The sequence below is a fragment of the Microcystis sp. M44BS1 genome, from assembly GCF_020244875.1.
Classification (GTDB): Bacteria; Cyanobacteriota; Cyanobacteriia; order Cyanobacteriales; family Microcystaceae; genus Microcystis; species Microcystis panniformis.
In genome coordinates, this window is record NZ_JADBVM010000273.1 from 1 (window position 1) to 18,956 (window position 18,956).

An 18,956-nucleotide genomic window follows, 5' to 3' on the forward strand; every position below is an offset into this window, starting at 1 on the left:
CGATTGCGTCGGCTGGAGAAAAGGAGGTATATTTAAGGATTGGAGGTGGTTGTCCTACGGACAGTTAACTTTTAATTCAGCAGCCCCCAAAGCCCACCTACCGGGTTATATATTGTCAGCATCCCCCAAAACTCACCTACCGGGTTATGGTGCTAATCCTGGCAAACATACTCCCGAATGGATGGCATTCGTTTGTGAGGCGTTAGGTAAAGCTATCTTCTCTCGCGCAAAGACTTGTAAGCTGTAGGATATAACGATCTCAGGTCTTTTGTCAAGGATAATTTTGGGGATTTTGATCGCGGAAACATCGCATTTTGCGGAACTCGATACCTGACACTGATTGCTTCGCCAAGTCAAAGGAAGCTTTTTTCCGACAAAGATGTCATTGCGAGGGGGGATATTCACGTTAACCTTCATCTCTCAACCAATATCCCCCCGAAGCAATCTTTCTCGTCGTTATATTCAGGTAGAATGAATGATAAAAGTGGTGCGCTATAATTAGAACTTTTTCATTGAATAAAAAATCATGACTAAATTATTAGAACTTGCTCTCAAAAAATTAGCTACTCTGCCAGCAGATCGACAGGAAAATATTGCTCAATTAATCCTTAAAGAAATAGGGGAAAATATAGAAAATGAGCCAATAAAAGACAATGATTCCCCATCTTTACCCCCATCTATTGGGATGGGAGCTAGTGGAATGTCTGACCTATCAACTCGTTGCGAGGAATTATTGTGGCAGGACGAAAGATAATAGCAGATACCAGTGGAATTATTGCCCTATTAGACCGAGACGATCACTATCATTTTATTGTCGTAGAAGCGATCAAAAATCAGCAAGTTTTTGTGCCTGTGACGGTATTACCAGAAGTTGATTATTTAGCGACTAAATATCTCGGTGAAAGAGTAGCTAGAGCTTTTTTGATGGATATTACACAGGGAAAATATAGTTTGCTTCCCTTCGATTTAGAAGATTTAGAAAAAGCTCTTAAAATTATGACTCGTTATCAAGATTTACCGTTAGGCTTAGTTGATGCTAGTTTACTGGTCATGGCAGAACGCTATTCTATTAACCAAATTCTGACATTAGACCACAGACATTTCAATTTAATTCAATCCGATAACATGAGCTACTTTATTATTCTGCCTTAAATATGAACTTGAGATTGCCATGATATCCATAACTCCCCACCTGCAAATTATTTTAGAAAAACTACAAACCCTTACTCCGCATTACACACTTATTTTCAGGAGTTAATATGAATACACCCCAAACAACAGCCGATGGCTTAAAAATTCTTTACCACCGTTATTATGTTAATAATCCAGCGCGTCAATTAGAATTAGAAAAAGCTCGTATTGATGACGAAGTAGCCAGAAAAATATTTAAGATAAAGGAAACATATCATCTTTCGACAAAAGCTTTAGCAGAATTAATTAATACTGATGAATCTATTATTAAAGCTTTAGAAAATGCTGACTATGAAGGAAACTCTTTTTTGTTGTTAAATCTCATAGCTACAGCCCTAAAAATGAAGGTTGAATTTGAATTAGTTTCTTAGGTTTTTTTAGGAATAGCATAACGCACCCTACACTCTGTGATTGCGAGGGGGTGAGACCAGCGTTAATCTTTATCTATCTATCAACCAATATCCCCCCGAGGCCATCTTCCCGTGGAACAGGCTAGAAGCCTGTTTTAGATTAGGTACAATTAATGATACAATCGGTGCGTTACGGCGGCTTGTTAATTTTGGTTTTTTGACCGAATTGGTAGCCGCCTAACGCACCCTACATTTTACTAAATATATCGGTGAAAGAAAGGAGTATAAATTGGATGCTTACCTACAAAGCAATGTATAAATTTTTGGAACAGGGAGTCCATGGAGAAGTCTTGGATTTCCCTGGCGTGATTTCCTGGGGAAATGATCTAGCAGCAGTACGCCGTTCCTTAGCCAGTGCGCTGGTGGACATGGCAGAAGTTAATTTATCTAGGGGGGAATCTTTACCCTTGCCTAATGCGTTGTTAACAGACCCAGAAGCGGATTTAGAAGAACCAATTTATCTAATCTTTTCTGCATCAACCCATGTCCAAATTGTACCGACTTCGATCGCCTCATGAAGCGTCGAGATTTGTTACGTTATCTCAGTCAACAGGGTTGTCAATTAGTACGAGAAGGAAGTGAACATTCCATCTGGGAAAATCCCCTCAATGGTCGGCGCGCAGCCATCCCTCGACATCGAGAAATTGTCGAGTTTACTGCTGTGAGAATTTTTCGTCAGTTGGAGATACCAGAACCTTGATCAGAAGCAAGGATTCTACCTGAATACTCTTTAAGGCAGAGCCTTAAATATTGTGTTCCAAGGCAGAGCCTTGAAACAAGAGATAATATAATCGGTGCGTTACGGCGGCTTGTTAATTTTGGTTTTTTGACCGAATTGGTAGCCGCAAACACGCACCCTACACTCTGCACTTACTCCAGTGCAGTCGAAGCCGATCACCCGAAGCCATCAAAACTATCCAGGGTGCAGGAGTTGAACCTGCCTAGCACGAATTATGAGTTCGTTGCCTCAACCGCTCGGCCAACCCTGGGTTATACTATTAACTCATTATAGATCGGTAATTACTCTGAACGTGAAAATTCAGCCCCACCAAGATGAAAAAATTTGCAATCAGCACCTCCTTGCAGTTAGGTCTCCTTTTGATGGTAGCCATGTTAGCCGCCGGCTTCGGTAGCGGTTGGGTAGCCTATCAATTGGGAATCGCCTCCCTGAAGGGAGTCAGTCAACCGGATATCAACCCCGCTAAAAAGTTTACCAACGATCGCACCAGTTATGGTCGCAATCAAACTTTTATCCCCGTGAAAGAAGAAGAAGTAATTAAAAGAGTGAGAGTTTATATGCAACAACAGAAAAACCAACCGCAATCAAAGGACGAAACCAAAGGATAGGCTTTAAAAAAGGCGAATTTTGCCTTTTCGCTATGGATAATCAGGATTTATTGACTCGTTTAATTTTAGTCTTTTTACTAATCGTCCTCAATGCTTTTTTCGTAGCGGCCGAATTTTCGCTTGTGTCTGTCCGTCGTACCCGCATCAGTCAGCTAGTGGCCGCGGGAGATGTGCCAGCGCAGACGGTACAATCTCTACAAAGAAGTCTCGATCGCTTACTTTCCACTACCCAATTAGGCATCACCCTTTCTAGTTTAGCTTTAGGTTGGATCGGGGAGAGTACCATGACCGTTTTTGTGAAGAAATTACTAAGTTTTTTACCCTTTTCTTTAAACTGGCAAAATCTTCTCTCCCATGGTTTCTCTCTTTGTCTAGCTTTTTTAATCGTGGCCTATCTCCAGATAGTTTTTGGGGAACTTTATCCCAAATCCCTAGCTTTAATTTATGCCGAACCGATGGCGCGATTATTAGCAGCACCTATTGGCGTTATTTCCCGGATTTTTAAGCCTTTTATCGGTATTCTCAACCAATCAACTCGTTTTTTATTGGTTTTAACCCGTATTCCCGAAGTGGATCTGCAGCGTTCTAGTCGGGTAACTTCCGAGGAATTACAATTAATTATCAGCATGGAAGGGGAATTAACGGGATTAGAAGCAGCGGAAAGGAAAATTTTAAATAATGTTTTCCAGTTTAGCGAAATTACTGCCGCAGAAATTATGGTTCCCCATAACCGTTTAATAGCTATTCCCTCGACCGCAACTTTTCAGGAATTATTGCTCAACGTGGTTAACAGTGGCTATTCTTGTTATCCTGTGGCAGGAGATTCCGGTGATGATATCCGTGGTCTGATCGATTTTAAAGATTTAGCTTTACCCCTTGTCGAAGGTCAGTTAAATTTAACAACCCCGATTAAACCTTGGTTAAAACCTGTGCGTTTTTTCCCCGAAACTACCCCTTTAAATGAATTACTGACAGTGATGCAGGAATCATTCTTAAAGATGGTTATCATTGTGGATGAATTTGGCAGAACAGCCGGTTTATTAACCCTGAAAGATTTAATCGGCGAGATTCTAGGAACTTTTCCCCCTAGTGATCAATCAGGAACAGTGGAATATCAACTCCTCGATGAATCAACTTTTCTCGTACAAGCACAAATGAATTTAGAGGACGTGAACAAAGCATTAAATTTAAGCTTACCCTTGGCCGATGAATACCAAACCCTAGCCGGTTTTATCCTCCATCATTGGCAAAAAATACCGAAGGTGGGAGAACAATTATATTACCAAAATTTAGAATTTACCATTATTTCTAAGGTCGGCCCTCGCTTGGAACAAATTAAGATTTATCGACAACAATTATCCTTATGATATAAACAAGAAACAACTTTTCTCATTTATCCTTCTCCATCGTTAATCGCGTCAATAGCTGCCCACTCCTATCAGGGTAAGCAAGCGCATCTTAATAATTCTTGACAAAATCAACTTTATAGCAGTTTTCATAAGAATGAGGTATGAGCAAGGAGCTTAAACCCTTTGCTGGCAAAACTTGTCGATACCTCAGTAACATGAAAAGCGCTATATGTAAGTTGCTTACCCAGGGGGCGATTCAGGCATATTTGAGGAGAATTTGCCCTCTCAATTGTTAAGCAAAAATCGACCAAATTATGAAGATTTCGTAACTATTCTGATTGACTGGTATCAATTGAATTGCCCACGCAGATCACAAAATTGGTCAATTGTCAATAGCGTTTGAGATGCTCTCACCCTGGACAGTATTGACATCTGGAAAAATGCTACAATGTTTTTATTGAAAATTTAAGCCGTCCAATCCCAATAAGAAAGAGAGAAAAAGGCTTATCTGTTCCCAATTTATCTAGAACACTAAATCGCCATGAGTAATCTGATAGACTATAGTACGATTCAACAAACTATCGTGAGCAATTCTACTCAGCGATTAGCTCGTACGACAAATGGGCAATATTACTACTGGGATAATGCCACTCAAAATTACAGTCTGGTCGATGTATCGAGTTTGCCAGCACCAAGTCAGATTGTTGGTATAGATTCTGACAATGCGGGTAATTTTTATGCTTTAATCTACAGTAATATTTCAGGACAAGCGGGTTATTATCTAACGTCTTGGAATAGCACTTCTCAGATATGGGCAGATCCAATTCTAGTGCAATCAGCCACCAATACAGACTTTTTTGCTTCTTTTTCTGCTATTAATGATAATGAGATTTGGACAATTATCAAGTTCGATCTGTCTAATCGCATTCAACAATATGTGTGGAATACAACGACACAACAATTTGATGCAGGTTTTAATACTGGTCTGAGTGGTGTTACTCAGATTACAACAGGAAAAGGGGATGGCTCGGTTTGGGCATTAGATAATCAAGGTGGTCTTTACCTCTGGGATGGAACGAATTTTAATCTATTTAATGGGGGTAATAATCCCGCTTTCCAACAAATAGTTTCTCTCAACAGTCAAACTCTGTTGGGTTTAGACAATAGCGGCAATATTTATGCTTGGTCAAGTGGTGCTAGTACCTTTATTGAGTTGGATAATATTATTGCTAACTTACCCGTTTTTAGTCAAATTCAAATCGACGAAACGGGAATTTTATACGGAATAACTAACCTAAGTGTTCCTTATCAAGTGGGCAATCTTAGCTCAATTTTAGGGTTAAACAACTCCAGTGGCCAACCCTTTGGTCTGACGACTGTTACAGATGGTAATGGTGTCACCCATGCAGTTTGGAATCAAAACGGACAAATCTATTACGGTTATCAACCTTCTAATACCAATGGTCAATATGTTGGGGTGACACCCCTTAATAGTGGTATTGGAAGCCAAAGTCAAGGAAGCGCCGCCAATTTAACCTTAACTAAGACACAAAATGGAGGAGTTGTTGCTTCTTGGATAGGGGGAAGTGGCAATAATGCGGAAGTTTATACTTCTTCCCTAAGTTCTTCTATTTATGGCGGCTATCAATGGAGTTCTCCTACACAATTGACTGACGATGAATTAGAAGACACAAATTTAAACGTTGTGGCTTTAAGTAATAACAATCTTTTAGTAACGACTCGAAAAAATAACCAAGCAGTTAGTCAAGTTGTCGATATTAGTCAACTTCCTGTAACAGCCACTGACTCAAATCAATTAACCTTTAAACCCAAAGGAAAAGAATTTGCCTACTCAATTGTTCCGGGGGCTTTGGACGGAGCATCTGGAATTATTACGCTCCCTCCTTATGTTTCTATTAGTGTCGGGTTAGGAACAGGTAATTTACCCCATCTATCACCGAGTATTGAAAAAGCTTTGCATGGTTTTTCCCTTAATATCGGTGCAGAAATTGATGCTACCACTCAAAAACTTAGCAGTCAGTCTCCTGTTGCTGCTAATAGCTTAAGACTTAGTTTAACTCTTGGAAAAGAAGCAGGAGGTTTTTCTAGTTTTGTAAATGCTGGCTCCTTAGCCGGTGGCTTATTCAAAGGTTATGTTTCCTTGGATATCTCAGCTTTTGCTCAAGGGAGTGGGCAATGGGAAGAAGTAACTAGCTATCCTTCTAGTGTTAAGGCTAAAGCGGGTGGTGGATTTGAATTAGAAGTCAATGCGATTAATTTAGTTCTAAATAGTCTTTTCCCCGGTGCAAGTGGTTTCTTGAATGAACTCAGTGAAGCAGGAATATTAAGCATTAGTGGGGGTCCTGTATTAGGATTTGATATAGCTTTTGCCACAGAAATTGAGTTTGACGAGAATGGAACGAATTTAGGAAGTATAGAAGCCAGTGATTACTTTTTTAAACTGGTGGATGAAAATGGCAAAGAACCAACCGAAGAAACCCCTCGTTCTGAACTTCAATGGCATCTAGATACAACTAAATTTTTTAGCTTTTTAGCAGATACCTTGGATGATGATGACTTCAATTTGGGAATAGATACCGGTCTTTATCTCAAGGCCAGTATAGCCAAAGGATTTATTGATTTATCCGTCAAAGGGGTTCAAACAGAAGAATTTAATAAACATGGTTTTGAGGAAGCAATTTATACCAACAAAGGTAAAGCCGAATTTAATTTCTTTTTCTTTTCCATTTCCTATGTTTCTTATATCCGAATTGCTGATAAAGTCTCTAGTTCAACTGGGGAAACCAGTTTCAGTCAAAATTACCGAGGATTACCTGTCAGTATTTCATCCGAACCTAATTCAACAACTTACCTAGTTAATGCTACTTCTTATGGATTATTAGGAGAGGATGTCAACGATTTAATTGATAGTAGTGATATTTCTTACATTATTGCTCCTGATAACACAACGGTTTATGGCACGTTTACCGGAACAGTAGATGATAATTCAGCTAATCTTTCCTATTTGTACTTTTTGACGGGAACATTAGAAAATAATGATATTACTTGGAATGTAAACAGTTTACAGGCTATCTCAAATACAGCAGGGGCTAACCAACGCCCGAATATTGCCCTCGATAATAATGGTAATGTCGTCATTGCTTGGCAATATGAATCTATTAATAACCCTACCGTGCAACAAATTGCGACCACCCCACCCGGACAAGTTTATGTAGTATATGGACAAACAGGAGATAATCAGGTTGATTTAGGGACTTTCTCAGAAAATCCTGCCAATGCTAACGCTTCGGGTTTTTATTGGACTTTAGACAATGAATACTTTGCCAGCTTTGGTCAAGCAGTAACGGCTTTAGGAGATGTTAATAGTGGTGGTAAAACTGATTTTGCCATGACTGCACCGGATTTTGATGATGAACAAGGCGGCGTTTATGTGGTATTTGCAGAAGACTATAACCAAGTTAATGACCTCAATAATTTGGGTAGTAATGGACTGCTTTTAACAGGACAAGCCTTGAGTGAATTGGGTTATAGTATTGCCAATGCAGGAGATGTCAATGGGGATGGTAAGAGCGATTTAATCATTGGTGCGCCTGGTCTCAATAATAATCAAGGAGGCGCTTATTTACTCTATGGGGGAACCTTATTTGAAACGCCTCAAAGCATCACTGATATTGATACTTTACTCAGCAATAATCCTGCTTACGGACAACAAATTACTAACCCCAATGGACAAGCTGGTGACCGTTTTGGTTCAGTCGTAACAGGGGGTTATGACTTTAATGGAGATGGTCAAGCAGACTACGCCATCATGTCACCCAATGCTAATCAAGAATCAGGGGAAATTACCCTAATACTGTCCCAATCGATTGCTAACGAGCTATTTACTCTGAGCATCGACGAAAATGGTTATTTAGTCTTATTTAATCAAACCACTAATACTAAAGTTTGGAGTACCACAACTTCCCCCTCAGAGCCTCAATATGCCACTTATTATCAAGCTGTCATGCAATCAGACGGCAACTTTGTATTATATGAATGGGCGGGTTTATCTCCACTCTCCTACTGGTCAACCAATACATCCGGAAATCAGGGGGCTTATCTTGCGTTGGGCGAGGATGGGGGTCTGTATATTCGCAATCAGCAAGGGAATAATATTCACACTCTCCATCAAGGCACAAATCCCAATACTTCAAGAGTTAGTCGCCTAAACGAAGGTAATAGCATTGTTTCTAATAACTCCAACTCTAATTTGACCACTCAAAGTTATCTAGGTGGGACAATTACCCTGACTAACAGTACCTCAGCAATTAATGGAGAAACCCTGCTAGATATAACTAGCACGGCTCTAATTCCAGACATTAATCAGGATGGAAAAGCTGACCTCCTCATCGGTGGAACAGGAGCCGCAGTTATCCTATTTGGTGCAAATTTATCCACTCAAACCCTAGACTTAGGAACCATAAACCCAGGTCAAGGCTTTGTTATTTTTGATGATTTAGACAACCCTGCACCATTACAAGTCAGTAGCGCCGGTGATGTTAACGACGACGGTATTAACGATGTCATTGTTGGCTATCCCGCCACTGAAGATGCTAATGGGAATTATATTGCGGGAAATAGCTACATTGTTTTTGGTAATTCCAGTCTTTCTTCAACTCAAAATAACAGTGTTGGTTTCTCCGAAATCAATGGAACAAATGGCTTTACTATTATCGGTGCTGGAACCGAAGTTACCGGTGCTGGCGACTTAAACGGTGATGGTGTAGGAGATTTACTGATTGGTGAACCCAATGGTGGTAATAATCAAGCCGGTGTAAGTTACGTCATCTACGGAGGAAGCAGTAACAATATTGGTGCTGTTGCTAGTATTAATGTTAGTAACATCGGCACAACTGTTCAGGGTTATATAATCGGTCAAGGAGGCGCAAATCAACTCAGTGGGTCTTCTGTTAGTGCAGTAGGAGACTTAAACAACGATGGTAAAGCCGATTTATTAGTCGGTGCGCCTAATACCGTTTCCAGTGAAGCTCTCAATCAATTACAACAAACCATCACCTCCAACTATGTCATCGGACAAGTAAGTAATGGAACCTTAAATACCAATAATTCAACCCCTACAGCCATCCCTTGGTTACAACCTGGTCAATCTGTACAAAGTTTAACCTCAACTCCCTACGGTGTTCTCGCTATATGGACAACTAGCACAGGTTCAGGAGAAACGGCTCAAACTAACTTATCTGTCGCCTTTTGGGTCCCTAGTGGAACGACAGGAAGTTGGAAAAACTATCAATCTAGCGTTGCTACCCTTTCTGGCTCTAATTTGAGTTTTTCTAGCATCAATGTTAATGCTAGTAATAATAGTATTACTTTGGGTTGGATTGTACTTGATTCCACAACCGGAACCTCCAGTCTTGGCCAAAGTATTTATAACGGAAATAATTGGAATACGGCTAATTCTATCCAAACAGATTCTAATCCGACACCACCGGATCAGATTGATAATATCATTAGTAATCCCACCACCGGTAGCACCAGTAACAGTGTCTTCTCAGTGAGTCATAAAACCGTCAAAGAAAATGAAGGAAAAGTGACTTTTACCATTACGCGAGAAGGTGACATCAATACTAGCAAAACCCTAAATTATCGCACAGTAGATATTAGCGCCACCGCCGGAGCCGATTACGAACATCAAGCCGGAACGATAACATTTGTCCCTGGTGAAATCAGCAAAACCATTGAGGTGAATATTTTTGACGATAACTTATTAGAACATCTCAATGAGAAATTTAAGTTAATCCTCGAAGATGGTCAACAAACCACTTTAACCGCTTACGCCACTATACAGGATACCAACCAAACGATTAACTTATTGGCTATAGATAGTGGTTTTTCCATGATTGGTCCATTCAATGATCAATTAGGTCAAGCTTTAGGTAGTGCGGGGAATGTAAACGGTGATACCAATAGTAATAATAACAATGCACCCCTTGATGATTTCTGGATTTCTGCACCGGGAGCTAATAATAGTGACGGTAGTGTATATTTGGTTTTTGGGTCTGCTAGTGTGCAAGTTTCAGACCAAGGACTTGATTTAGATAATCCCGAGTCAACGCAAAAAGTAGTTAAAATTACTGGGGGAACACCATCTACATCCGCCTCTCCCCAAAGTGGTAGCAGTCTTAGTTCTTGGGTTGGTTCTACTAATACTTGGTATGGGATAGCCGCTCCCAATTCAACTAACGGTGGGGGAACGAACGATAGCAATATTTATGTCTTCGATAAGACAGTAATTCCCAACAACAGTACCACCGTAGCGCTTAATACTTTAGCTGCATCACCCCTCACAGGAAATAGTAGCGATGGGTTTGGAGAAACGATCCTTTTAGCAGATTTAAATGGAGATGGAACACCTGAATTAATAGTGGGTTCTCCTTTAAGTAATCAGGTGAAAGTCTATCAATTATCTGGGTCGGGTAACAACATTACCACCAGTCTTCTTGCTACCATTAACGCACCCAGTGCGGGACAAGGATTAGGGTCGGCTGTACAGGTTTTAGATTTAAATGAAGATGGGAAACTTGATTTAGCCATCGGAGCGCCTGTCGTTAATCCAGTAAGTGATCCCAGCAATCCTCAAGATATTCGCGGTTATGGTGGTGCAATTTATGTATTATCAGGAACCCAATTTAATTGGTCAAATACCAACGCATCTATCAACTTAACCAGCACTTCTAGCACAACTAACTGGGTTTTTGATGGCATAACCAGCTTTACCAGTGGAAAAATTAACGGTAAACTGAATCCAAGTACAGGTAAACCCAGTAGTGATCCTGCTACAAACTACGGTTTTTATGATGGAGTTGGTAATGCGATAACCACCCTAGATTTGAATGGAGATGGTCATTTAGATTTAGTAATCGGTGCGCCTAATGCGGCGGTTAGTGGTACTACTAATCTCGGCAAAGTTTATGTAATATTCGGAAACTCTGGTTCATTACCTTCGAGTTTAGCCTCTATTGGCGCGGGTAAAGGAGTGACATTTGAAGGGAATTTAGCTTTAGGACAAGCGGGTTGGGCTGTTGCTAATGGAGGTGATATTAACAATGACAAAATTAGTGATTTACTCATCGGCGCACCTTTTGCTTATGGTAATGCTGGTAGTGCCTATATAGTCTTTGGCAGTACAAATGCCTTCTCATCGGGTGGCACAATTTATCTCGATCCCAATCTGACAGATTCTCGTGTTTTCCAATACCAAGGAGTAGCTAACCCATTAAGTAATAGTAATCCCTCTAATGCAGGTAATGTGGGACAGAATCTTAATGGTATTGGTGATATTAATGGCGATTACGGTTCTAATACGGGGGGAGATGATATTATTTTGGGTGCCCCTAGTAGTAATGATGGTAATGGTCATAGTGAGGCTTATGTGGCCATTGGACATCCTTGGTTACAGGGTGGACTTTCCCTCAATGTCAATGATTTACGGAGCGACAATGGTTTCATCGAAGTTAATCCTAATGCGGCTGTTGGGGTAGGAGATGTCAACGGCGACGGCTTTGACGACTTTGTTAATACTTCTTTGAAGGGAATACCAGGCGGTAATCAGTTAACATTAGGAGCCAGTACTCTAACTAATACCAGCAGTCAAAGAACTTTTGCTCTCAATCTTGGTGACAATCTCGTTGCAACCTCATCGGTTCAATTGCTTGCTGCTGGGGATTTCAATGCTGACGGATATGCTGATTTTGCCCAAGGGAATAGTACATACAATATTGTGGCGGGAAATTATGAATTAATCATGCAAGCTGATGGCAATCTTGTCTTATATGATGGTGCTGGAGCAGTGTGGGCTTCAAATACTAACGGGCAAGGCGGGCAATATGTCATTATGCAAGGCGATGGTAACCTTGTCATCTATAATGCCGGTGGTATAGCAGTATGGGCAAGTAATACAGCCGGAAATCCGGGAGCCTTCTTGGCTTTGGATAATCAAGGAGATCTGGGTATAATTGATAGCCATGGTCAGATTCTTAAAGTTTTGCATGGAGAGTCACCACTAGATGACGGAACAACTCTCTCTGCTGGTCAAACTCTGAGTTCGTTATTCGTTAATGATGTGGCTGTTAACCATGGAAATAGCCTGCTTGAAAATGTCCTATCGGCGCAAACACCATTAACCTCTCTACCCAGTAATCTTTCCCAAATTGTGAGTGGGGATATTAACGGCGACGGATATGATGATCTTCTGGTGTTGGGAGATGGTAATAATATCAACGGTTATTTAGGGTCAGCTTCGGGTATTAACAGTCAGCCTGCTTTTAGCCAGACTATTTCACTTCCCAATCAAAGTAACTATTCCCTTCCGCCAACCTTGACGCTCAGTGCCACCGATTTTAATGCTGATGGGATTGATGAAATTTTCATCGTGGGGGGATTTGGGGATGATATGGCCTTTTATTATGTTATTGAGCCCTCAATTTGGCAATACGTTAATGGCAAAATTCAGGTGATCAGTAGTGCTCTTTCGCCTCAAATTATCATCGAAGCTGTAGCTTCTTTCGGGGCTTCTTATGATAGTTATGTGCAGAACACATCAGGTGACTTTAACGGCGATGGTTATTTAGATATTCTTAGCTCAGCTTATGCGGAATCGTATGATTTGACCGAGTTCTACTCTGGTTTCAATAGTGAGGTGTTTTACGGCGGCTCTAACCTGTCGCAATTTGGAACAAATACGCAAGTTGTCTTATCAAGAGACTACGTCAATGATTCACTACCAATAACAAGTGTGGCCCAACTACCGAATGCTGTTGGTGATGTTAATGCCGATGGCTATGATGATATTTTGCTGTCTCAAACTGCTCCTACCATTAATGGGCAACTTTTGTTAGGTGATGCGACTAATACCTTCCCTACTTCTATCTCTGTTCAAGGACTACCCAAGCGCACAACTCTCTACCAGCAGGGTGCAGCCGGGGATATCAATGGTGACGGTTATGATGATTTTCTGATGTCGGATTTTGATTACCAATTGACCTACGCAATTTATGGTCAAGATTGGTTAACTGTAAATCAACAAAATAGCAATAACTATACCTTTTTTGATGGGACTAATGGTAATGATGTTTTTACCATTCCCTCGAATGTTACTACTCCTAAGATTGTGTTGCGGGGTCAAAATGGCGATGACTTTATGTTAATCCCCACCGCTAACACTTCTCAGATTTATGCTTTCGGCGGCGAAGGAGATGATCAAATTGGCTTAGGTGGTGAATTCGGCACTGATAGTAAAACTATCGGTAAAATTGATGGAGGTGGGGGTTTTGACACTATCTTTATTCCCCAAACAATAGGTCAACAAACTCGGCTTTATCTAGATGCTAACATTGGTCATCTGTTTAATATTGAAGCTGTTGATATTGGCTACAATAATTCCGTTCAATTTAATCAGTCTAGCTTGCTGCAAATGCTCGACGGCAATAAAAAGCTGTTGATTAACGGTGTTGCTTCAAGTGCTTATTACTCTGATCCTTCCACTGTACCTTGGACTAAATTAGGCTCTGATGCTTATGAGGGAGCAGTTTATGAAATTTATGGCATTACAAATACCGCCATTGAGGTCTGGATTGAACAGGGAATTGCCTTTAATCCCCTAAATAATACTGCACCAAGTGTCCAAAATCCGATCACCAATCAAATCGCCACACAAGATACCGGTTTCAAGTTCCAAATTCCCACTAATACCTTTGTTGATGTTGATCTAAACGATACCCTGACTTATTCAGCTACCCTCAGTAACGGTGATGCTTTACCCAGTTGGTTAACCTTTGACCCAACAACCAAAACTTTTAGTGGAACTCCTGCTTACAATGATGTTGGTAATCTGAATCTAAAAGTAACTGCAACTGATAAACCGGGAGCAAGTGTTAGTACAAACTTCACCCTACAAGTGTTCCACCCAGTATTAGTTCCCACTGGCGGTAGCGTGATTAAAGGAACCCCAATAAATGATCGCATCGATGCTTTGGGTAAATCCGGTACTTACCGCTTAGAAAGTGGTGCTGGTGATGACTTGTTAATCGGTTCCAACCAACGAGATGTTCTCAACGGTGGAAGTGGTAATGACAGTCTCTATGGTGAGGGAAATATAGATAAACTTTATGGAGAAGAAGGAGATGATCTACTTGATGGTGGTTTAGGTTCAGATTTCCTCTATGGCGGTGCGGGTGCTGATAGCTTCGTTCTCAGGTCAGGAAATGGTAGCGATCGCATTCTTGATTTCAACTCTGCTCAAGGCGATAAATTGGCTCTCAGTGGAATCAACTTCGGACAGTTAAGCTTTAACAGCAACCAAATTCTTTGGGGAACTGAAGTCTTAGCTTATGTTACTGACAATCTCGGTAATTCCCTCACGGGATTGAACAATCATCCTGAATGGTTTGTCTCTCTCTAATTACTTACCAATAACCAAAACTTAACTCGGATAAACAAGATGAAAATCAACCCACCTAACTTTGTCTTAGCTGTTACAACAACCCTGCTTGTTAGTAGCTTCTCAACCGCTATACCAGTTCAAGCACTGACTTGGACTATTAATAATGGTTCTCTGGCTGGAACTAACCCGATTACCGGTAGTTTCACCATCGACAATGAAAATAGTGCAACTCCCAGTCTTACTTTTAGTAACATTATAATTGGCCTTCTCAATTTCACGAAGGCTGACTTAGTTAACATTAGTTTAGCTAATCCTACTGGGAGTGGTATAGAAGCTATTGATTGGGTTAATGGCTCTAATAGCCTCTCTCTAGTTTTTAACTCTCCCTTTTTAACGACAGCAGAAGGGACAGTTACTTTAAATGATGTTGTTAGTGATTTTAATGGTGATATCGTCACTGGTTCTGTTACAGGTGCATCAAATCCCCCAACTACCGTCCCCGAATCTAACTTGAGCTTGGGACTGATTGCTTTTGGTACACTGCTAGTGGTCAGATCAAGATTTAATTAGGGTTTGCTGAAAAAGGCCTAGGCTGGGGTAAGATTGACTCGTTTAATTTTAGTCTTTTTACTAATCGTCCTCAATGCTTTTTTCGTAGCGGCGGAATTTTCGCTCGTGTCTGTCTGTCGTACCCGCATCATTCAGCTAATGGCTGCGGGAGATGTGCCAGCGCAGACGGTCCAATCTCTACAAAGAAGTCTCGATCGCTTACTTTCCACTACCCAATTAGGTATCACCCTTTCTAGTTTAGCTTTAGGTTGGATCGGCGAGAGTACCATGACCGTTTTTGTGAGGAAATTACTAAGTTTTTTACCCTTTTCTTTAAACTGGCAAAATCTTCTCTCCCATGGGTTCTCTCTTTGTCTAGCTTTTTTAATTGTTGCCTATCTCCAGATAGTTTTTGGGGAACTTTATCCCAAATCCCTAGCTTTAATTTATGCCGAACCGATGGCGCGGTTATTAGCAGCACCTATTGGCGTTATTTCCTGGATTTTTAAGCCTTTTATCGGTATTCTCAACAAATACCGAAGGTGGGAGAACATTTATATTACTAAAATTTAGAATTTACCATTATATCTAAGTTAAGCCCTCGCTTGGAACAAATTAAGATTTATCGACAACAATTATCCTCATGATATAAATAAGAAACAACTTTTATCATTGATCCTTCTTGATTGTTAATCGCGTCAATAGCTGCCCACTCCTGTCACCATGAAACACCTTTTGACAATCCTCCCCCTCAGCTTGGGATTAATTGCCCTCACCCCCGCAAATTTGCCCCTAGAACGCCTTGAAATCTCACAATTAGGAAAATCTACGGGATACGATGAACGACTGCCAACGGACAAAAAAACCCTACTACAAGCGATCGATCATAGTTTACGTTATCTGAATAGCTCGGCGGCGATCCGTGCCTATCAAAATTATCCTATTCCAGAAATAACTCGTCAGCGAGTGCAGCGTTCCTTGGTACGGTTTCGTCAATTAGTGCAGAATTCTCCCACTCCCGCAGCTCTACAAAATACAGTTAAAAAAGAATTTATTTGGTATCGTTCTTTAGGTAATGATAGCCAGGGAAATGTTAAATTTACTGGTTATTTTGAGCCAATTTATCAAGCAAGTCGGCAAAAAAACGCCGAGTATAAATATCCTCTCTATCGCCAACCTGCTAACTTTTCTCGCTGGTCTAAACCCCATCCAGCTAGGGTAGAATTAGAGGGAAAAGATGGTTTACTGGGGGAAAATAGCCGTCTAGCGGGATACGAATTAGTCTGGTTAAAAGATCGCTTAGAAGCTTATTTAGTTCATGTGCAAGGTTCGGCGAAATTACGTTTACCTAATGGTCAAATTATGAGCATTGGTTTTGATGGCAATACCGAGCATCCCTACACAAGTCTGGGAAAAGAAATGATTGCCGATGGTATTTTTCCTGCTGAGGGTTTAACCTTACCAATGGTTTTAGATTTTCTCAGAAATAATCCCGAGCAATTAAAGAATTATATTCCCCGCAATAATCGGTTTATTTTCTTTCGAGAAACCCACGGTGCGCCTCCCACTGGTAGTATTGGAGTTCCGGTTTTACCAGAAAGATCGATCGCTACAGATAAAAGTATTTTTCCCCCCGGTGCTTTAGCGGTAATTGAGACAGAAATTCCCCAGGAAAATCTTAATAAAAAATTAGTGAGTCGCTATGTTCTCGATCAAGATACTGGCAGCGCAATTAAAGGTACTGGGAGGGTAGATATTTTTATGGGAACAGGAAAAAATGCTGGCGATAAAGCTGGTTTAGTTAATACCCCCGGTCAATTATATTATTTATTATTGAGGGAATAGGAAATAGTATAGGTAGAATTAAGATAGACTTCCCAGAATCAGTTATCATAGTTAAGTAGGGAGGCACAATTATTTGTAGGATGGGTTAGCGGTAGCGTCAACTATGCGGGCGTTGGGTTTCATGCTTCAACCCAACCTACGTTCATCTTATATTTAATTCCACCCACCCACTTAAGGGAGAATTTAAACAATAGAATCATGAAAAAAACCATAAATATAGATTGGTCGGATTGTGGTCCAATTACTTTAGTAGTCGTGCAGCCGACTTCTTTTTGTAATCTTAATTGTGATTACTGTTATTTACCCGATCGCCATTTAAAAAATACCCTATCCTTAGATTTAATCGAGCCGATTTTTCAGAGGGTTTTTAGTAGTCGTTTTCTCCAAAATGATTTTACCATTTGCTGGCACGCAGGTGAACCCTTAGCAGTTCCCATCAGTTTTTATGAAAGTGCCTTTGCTAAAATTGCGGAAGTTAGCGAGAAATATAATCAGCAGGGTTACTGTTTTCGTCATTCGGTACAAACTAACGCCACTTATATTAACGATGCTTGGTGTCAATTATTTAAAAAGCATGATGTTTATGTGGGAGTCAGTCTTGATGGACCAGCTTTTATTCACGATATCCACCGGCAAAACCGTAAGGGAACTGGCAGTCATGCTGCTACTATGCGGGGGATTTCTTTCTTGCAAAAACATGAAATTGATGTCAGTATCATCGCTGTTTTAACAGAAGATTCTCTCGAATATCCCGACGAAATTTTTAACTTTTTTTGGGATCATGGTCTTACCGATGTGGCTTTTAATATGGAAGAAACTGAGGGGATTCATTCGCAATCTTCCTTAGATAAATTAGGAATTGAACAACGTTATCGCCAGTTTATCGCCAGATTTTGGGAGTTAGTCACGGCCAAACAAGGAGAATTTAAGCTGCGGGAATTTGAATCGATCTGTAGTTTGATTTATGCCGATGAACGCTTAGAAAATACCGATATGAATCGACCTTTTATGATTGTCAATTTTGATAATCAAGGTAATTTTTCCACCTTTGATCCTGAATTACTATCGATTAAAACCCAACCCTACGGCGATTTTATCTTTGGTAATGTTTTGACCGATTCCCTAGAATCTATCTGTGAAACTGAGAAATTTCAAAAAATTTACGCTGATATGCGCGGTGGAGTCGATTTATGTCGTCAAAAATGCGATTATTTTGGCGTTTGTGGGGGAGGTGCCGGTAGTAACAAATATTGGGAAAATGGCACTTTCAACTCCACAGATACTAAAGCCTGTTTATACCGGATTAAGTGTATCACCGATATTGTTCTCGATCGCCTAGAAAATTTATTAGAAGTTTAAAGACTTTTTTAGCTATCAGTAAACAGTTATCAGTTATCAGTTATCAGTTATCAGTTAAGTAGCTGGTTATAATTAAATTAAAAATGGATTTTAGGTTCGATCCCCCCTGCCCCCCTTAATAAGGGGGGTGCCGATCCCCCCTTAGTCCCTGTAACTTATCAAATAGTTGGGATCTCACTTCAGATACTTGGGATCCCAACATCTGAAAACTTGCATCAAAAAAAGTTGATAGATTAACTTTTCATAAGGGCTTCAGGTATTTTAATTGCAACTGATTCTCAACAAAAAATTAGTAGTTGACAAAATCAGTATCAAGTTAGCCCAAATTAGTATCAACTTAGAGAACGGTATCAAAATATACAGCCTGACCTCATAAAATAAGCATCTATCTAAACCGGCAAAATTTTGCCGAAAAAAATAACCCCTGATTTTTTGTCCCGAATTGAT

At 40.4% G+C, this 18,956-nt stretch carries 11 protein-coding genes, 1 tRNA gene and 2 pseudogenes; 13 read left to right on the forward strand and 1 reads right to left on the reverse strand.

What is annotated here, in order from left to right:
* From IM515_RS20650 to IM515_RS20675, 6 genes and pseudogenes are all read left to right on the forward strand, one after another.
* Nucleotides 1-247 (forward strand): annotated as a pseudogene (locus tag IM515_RS20650) (protein kinase); the annotation flags it as partial.
* A gap of 279 nt (nucleotides 248-526) precedes the next feature.
* Nucleotides 527-754, forward strand: a complete 228-nt coding sequence (locus IM515_RS20655; protein WP_002768492.1) for a hypothetical protein — start codon at nucleotides 527-529, stop codon at nucleotides 752-754.
* Nucleotides 736-1,152 carry a type II toxin-antitoxin system VapC family toxin gene (locus tag IM515_RS20660; protein ID WP_002768490.1) on the forward strand — a complete coding sequence of 139 codons (417 nt, stop codon included), beginning with the start codon at nucleotides 736-738 and terminating at the stop codon, nucleotides 1,150-1,152. The genes IM515_RS20655 and IM515_RS20660 overlap by 19 nt, the downstream gene beginning before the upstream one ends.
* 107 nt (nucleotides 1,153-1,259) lie before the next feature.
* On the forward strand, nucleotides 1,260-1,562 hold the full coding sequence (locus IM515_RS20665) for a hypothetical protein (protein ID WP_287626949.1): 303 nt from the start codon (nucleotides 1,260-1,262) through the stop codon (nucleotides 1,560-1,562).
* 272 nt (nucleotides 1,563-1,834) lie between these two features.
* Nucleotides 1,835-2,119 carry a type II toxin-antitoxin system HicB family antitoxin gene (locus IM515_RS20670; protein WP_287698166.1) on the forward strand — a complete coding sequence of 95 codons (285 nt, stop codon included), beginning with the start codon at nucleotides 1,835-1,837 and terminating at the stop codon, nucleotides 2,117-2,119.
* On the forward strand, nucleotides 2,116-2,301 hold the full coding sequence (locus IM515_RS20675; protein WP_002768477.1) for a type II toxin-antitoxin system HicA family toxin: 186 nt from the start codon (nucleotides 2,116-2,118) through the stop codon (nucleotides 2,299-2,301). The genes IM515_RS20670 and IM515_RS20675 overlap by 4 nt, the downstream gene beginning before the upstream one ends.
* 216 nt (nucleotides 2,302-2,517) lie before the next feature.
* On the opposite strand, the gene IM515_RS20680 is transcribed toward IM515_RS20675, so the two are convergent.
* A tRNA-Ile gene (locus IM515_RS20680) sits at nucleotides 2,518-2,590 on the reverse strand.
* 64 nt (nucleotides 2,591-2,654) lie between these two features.
* Here IM515_RS20680 and IM515_RS20685 point away from each other — a divergent pair.
* The 7 genes and pseudogenes from IM515_RS20685 (at nucleotide 2,655) to grrM (ending at nucleotide 18,509) form a co-directional block, all read left to right on the forward strand.
* Nucleotides 2,655-2,948, forward strand: coding sequence for a hypothetical protein (locus IM515_RS20685; RefSeq protein WP_002768475.1), 294 nt, complete (start codon nucleotides 2,655-2,657; stop codon nucleotides 2,946-2,948).
* Between the two features lie 32 nt (nucleotides 2,949-2,980).
* Nucleotides 2,981-4,315, forward strand: coding sequence for a hemolysin family protein (locus tag IM515_RS20690; protein WP_287626952.1), 1,335 nt, complete (start codon nucleotides 2,981-2,983; stop codon nucleotides 4,313-4,315).
* A 523-nt stretch (nucleotides 4,316-4,838) separates the two neighbouring features.
* Nucleotides 4,839-14,774 (forward strand): FG-GAP-like repeat-containing protein, encoded by a 9,936-nt coding sequence (locus IM515_RS20695; protein ID WP_287626953.1) that lies wholly within the window; start codon nucleotides 4,839-4,841, stop codon nucleotides 14,772-14,774.
* Nucleotides 14,775-14,813: 39 nt separating this feature from the next.
* The gene (locus IM515_RS20700) at nucleotides 14,814-15,326 is read left to right on the forward strand and encodes a PEP-CTERM sorting domain-containing protein (protein ID WP_287626954.1); all 513 of its coding nucleotides are present in this window, start codon (nucleotides 14,814-14,816) and stop codon (nucleotides 15,324-15,326) included.
* A gap of 33 nt (nucleotides 15,327-15,359) precedes the next feature.
* A pseudogene (locus IM515_RS20705) lies at nucleotides 15,360-15,851 on the forward strand (CNNM domain-containing protein); the annotation flags it as partial.
* A gap of 177 nt (nucleotides 15,852-16,028) precedes the next feature.
* Nucleotides 16,029-17,150: a murein transglycosylase A gene (gene mltA, locus IM515_RS20710; RefSeq protein ID WP_287626955.1), complete on the forward strand. Its 1,122-nt coding sequence runs from the start codon at nucleotides 16,029-16,031 to the stop codon at nucleotides 17,148-17,150.
* Nucleotides 17,151-17,348: 198 nt separating this feature from the next.
* Entirely contained in the window at nucleotides 17,349-18,509 is a 1,161-nt protein-coding gene (gene grrM / locus IM515_RS20715) for a cyclophane-forming radical SAM/SPASM peptide maturase GrrM/OscB (RefSeq protein WP_002768470.1), read from the forward strand.
* The last annotated feature ends 447 nt before the right edge of the window (nucleotides 18,510-18,956 follow it).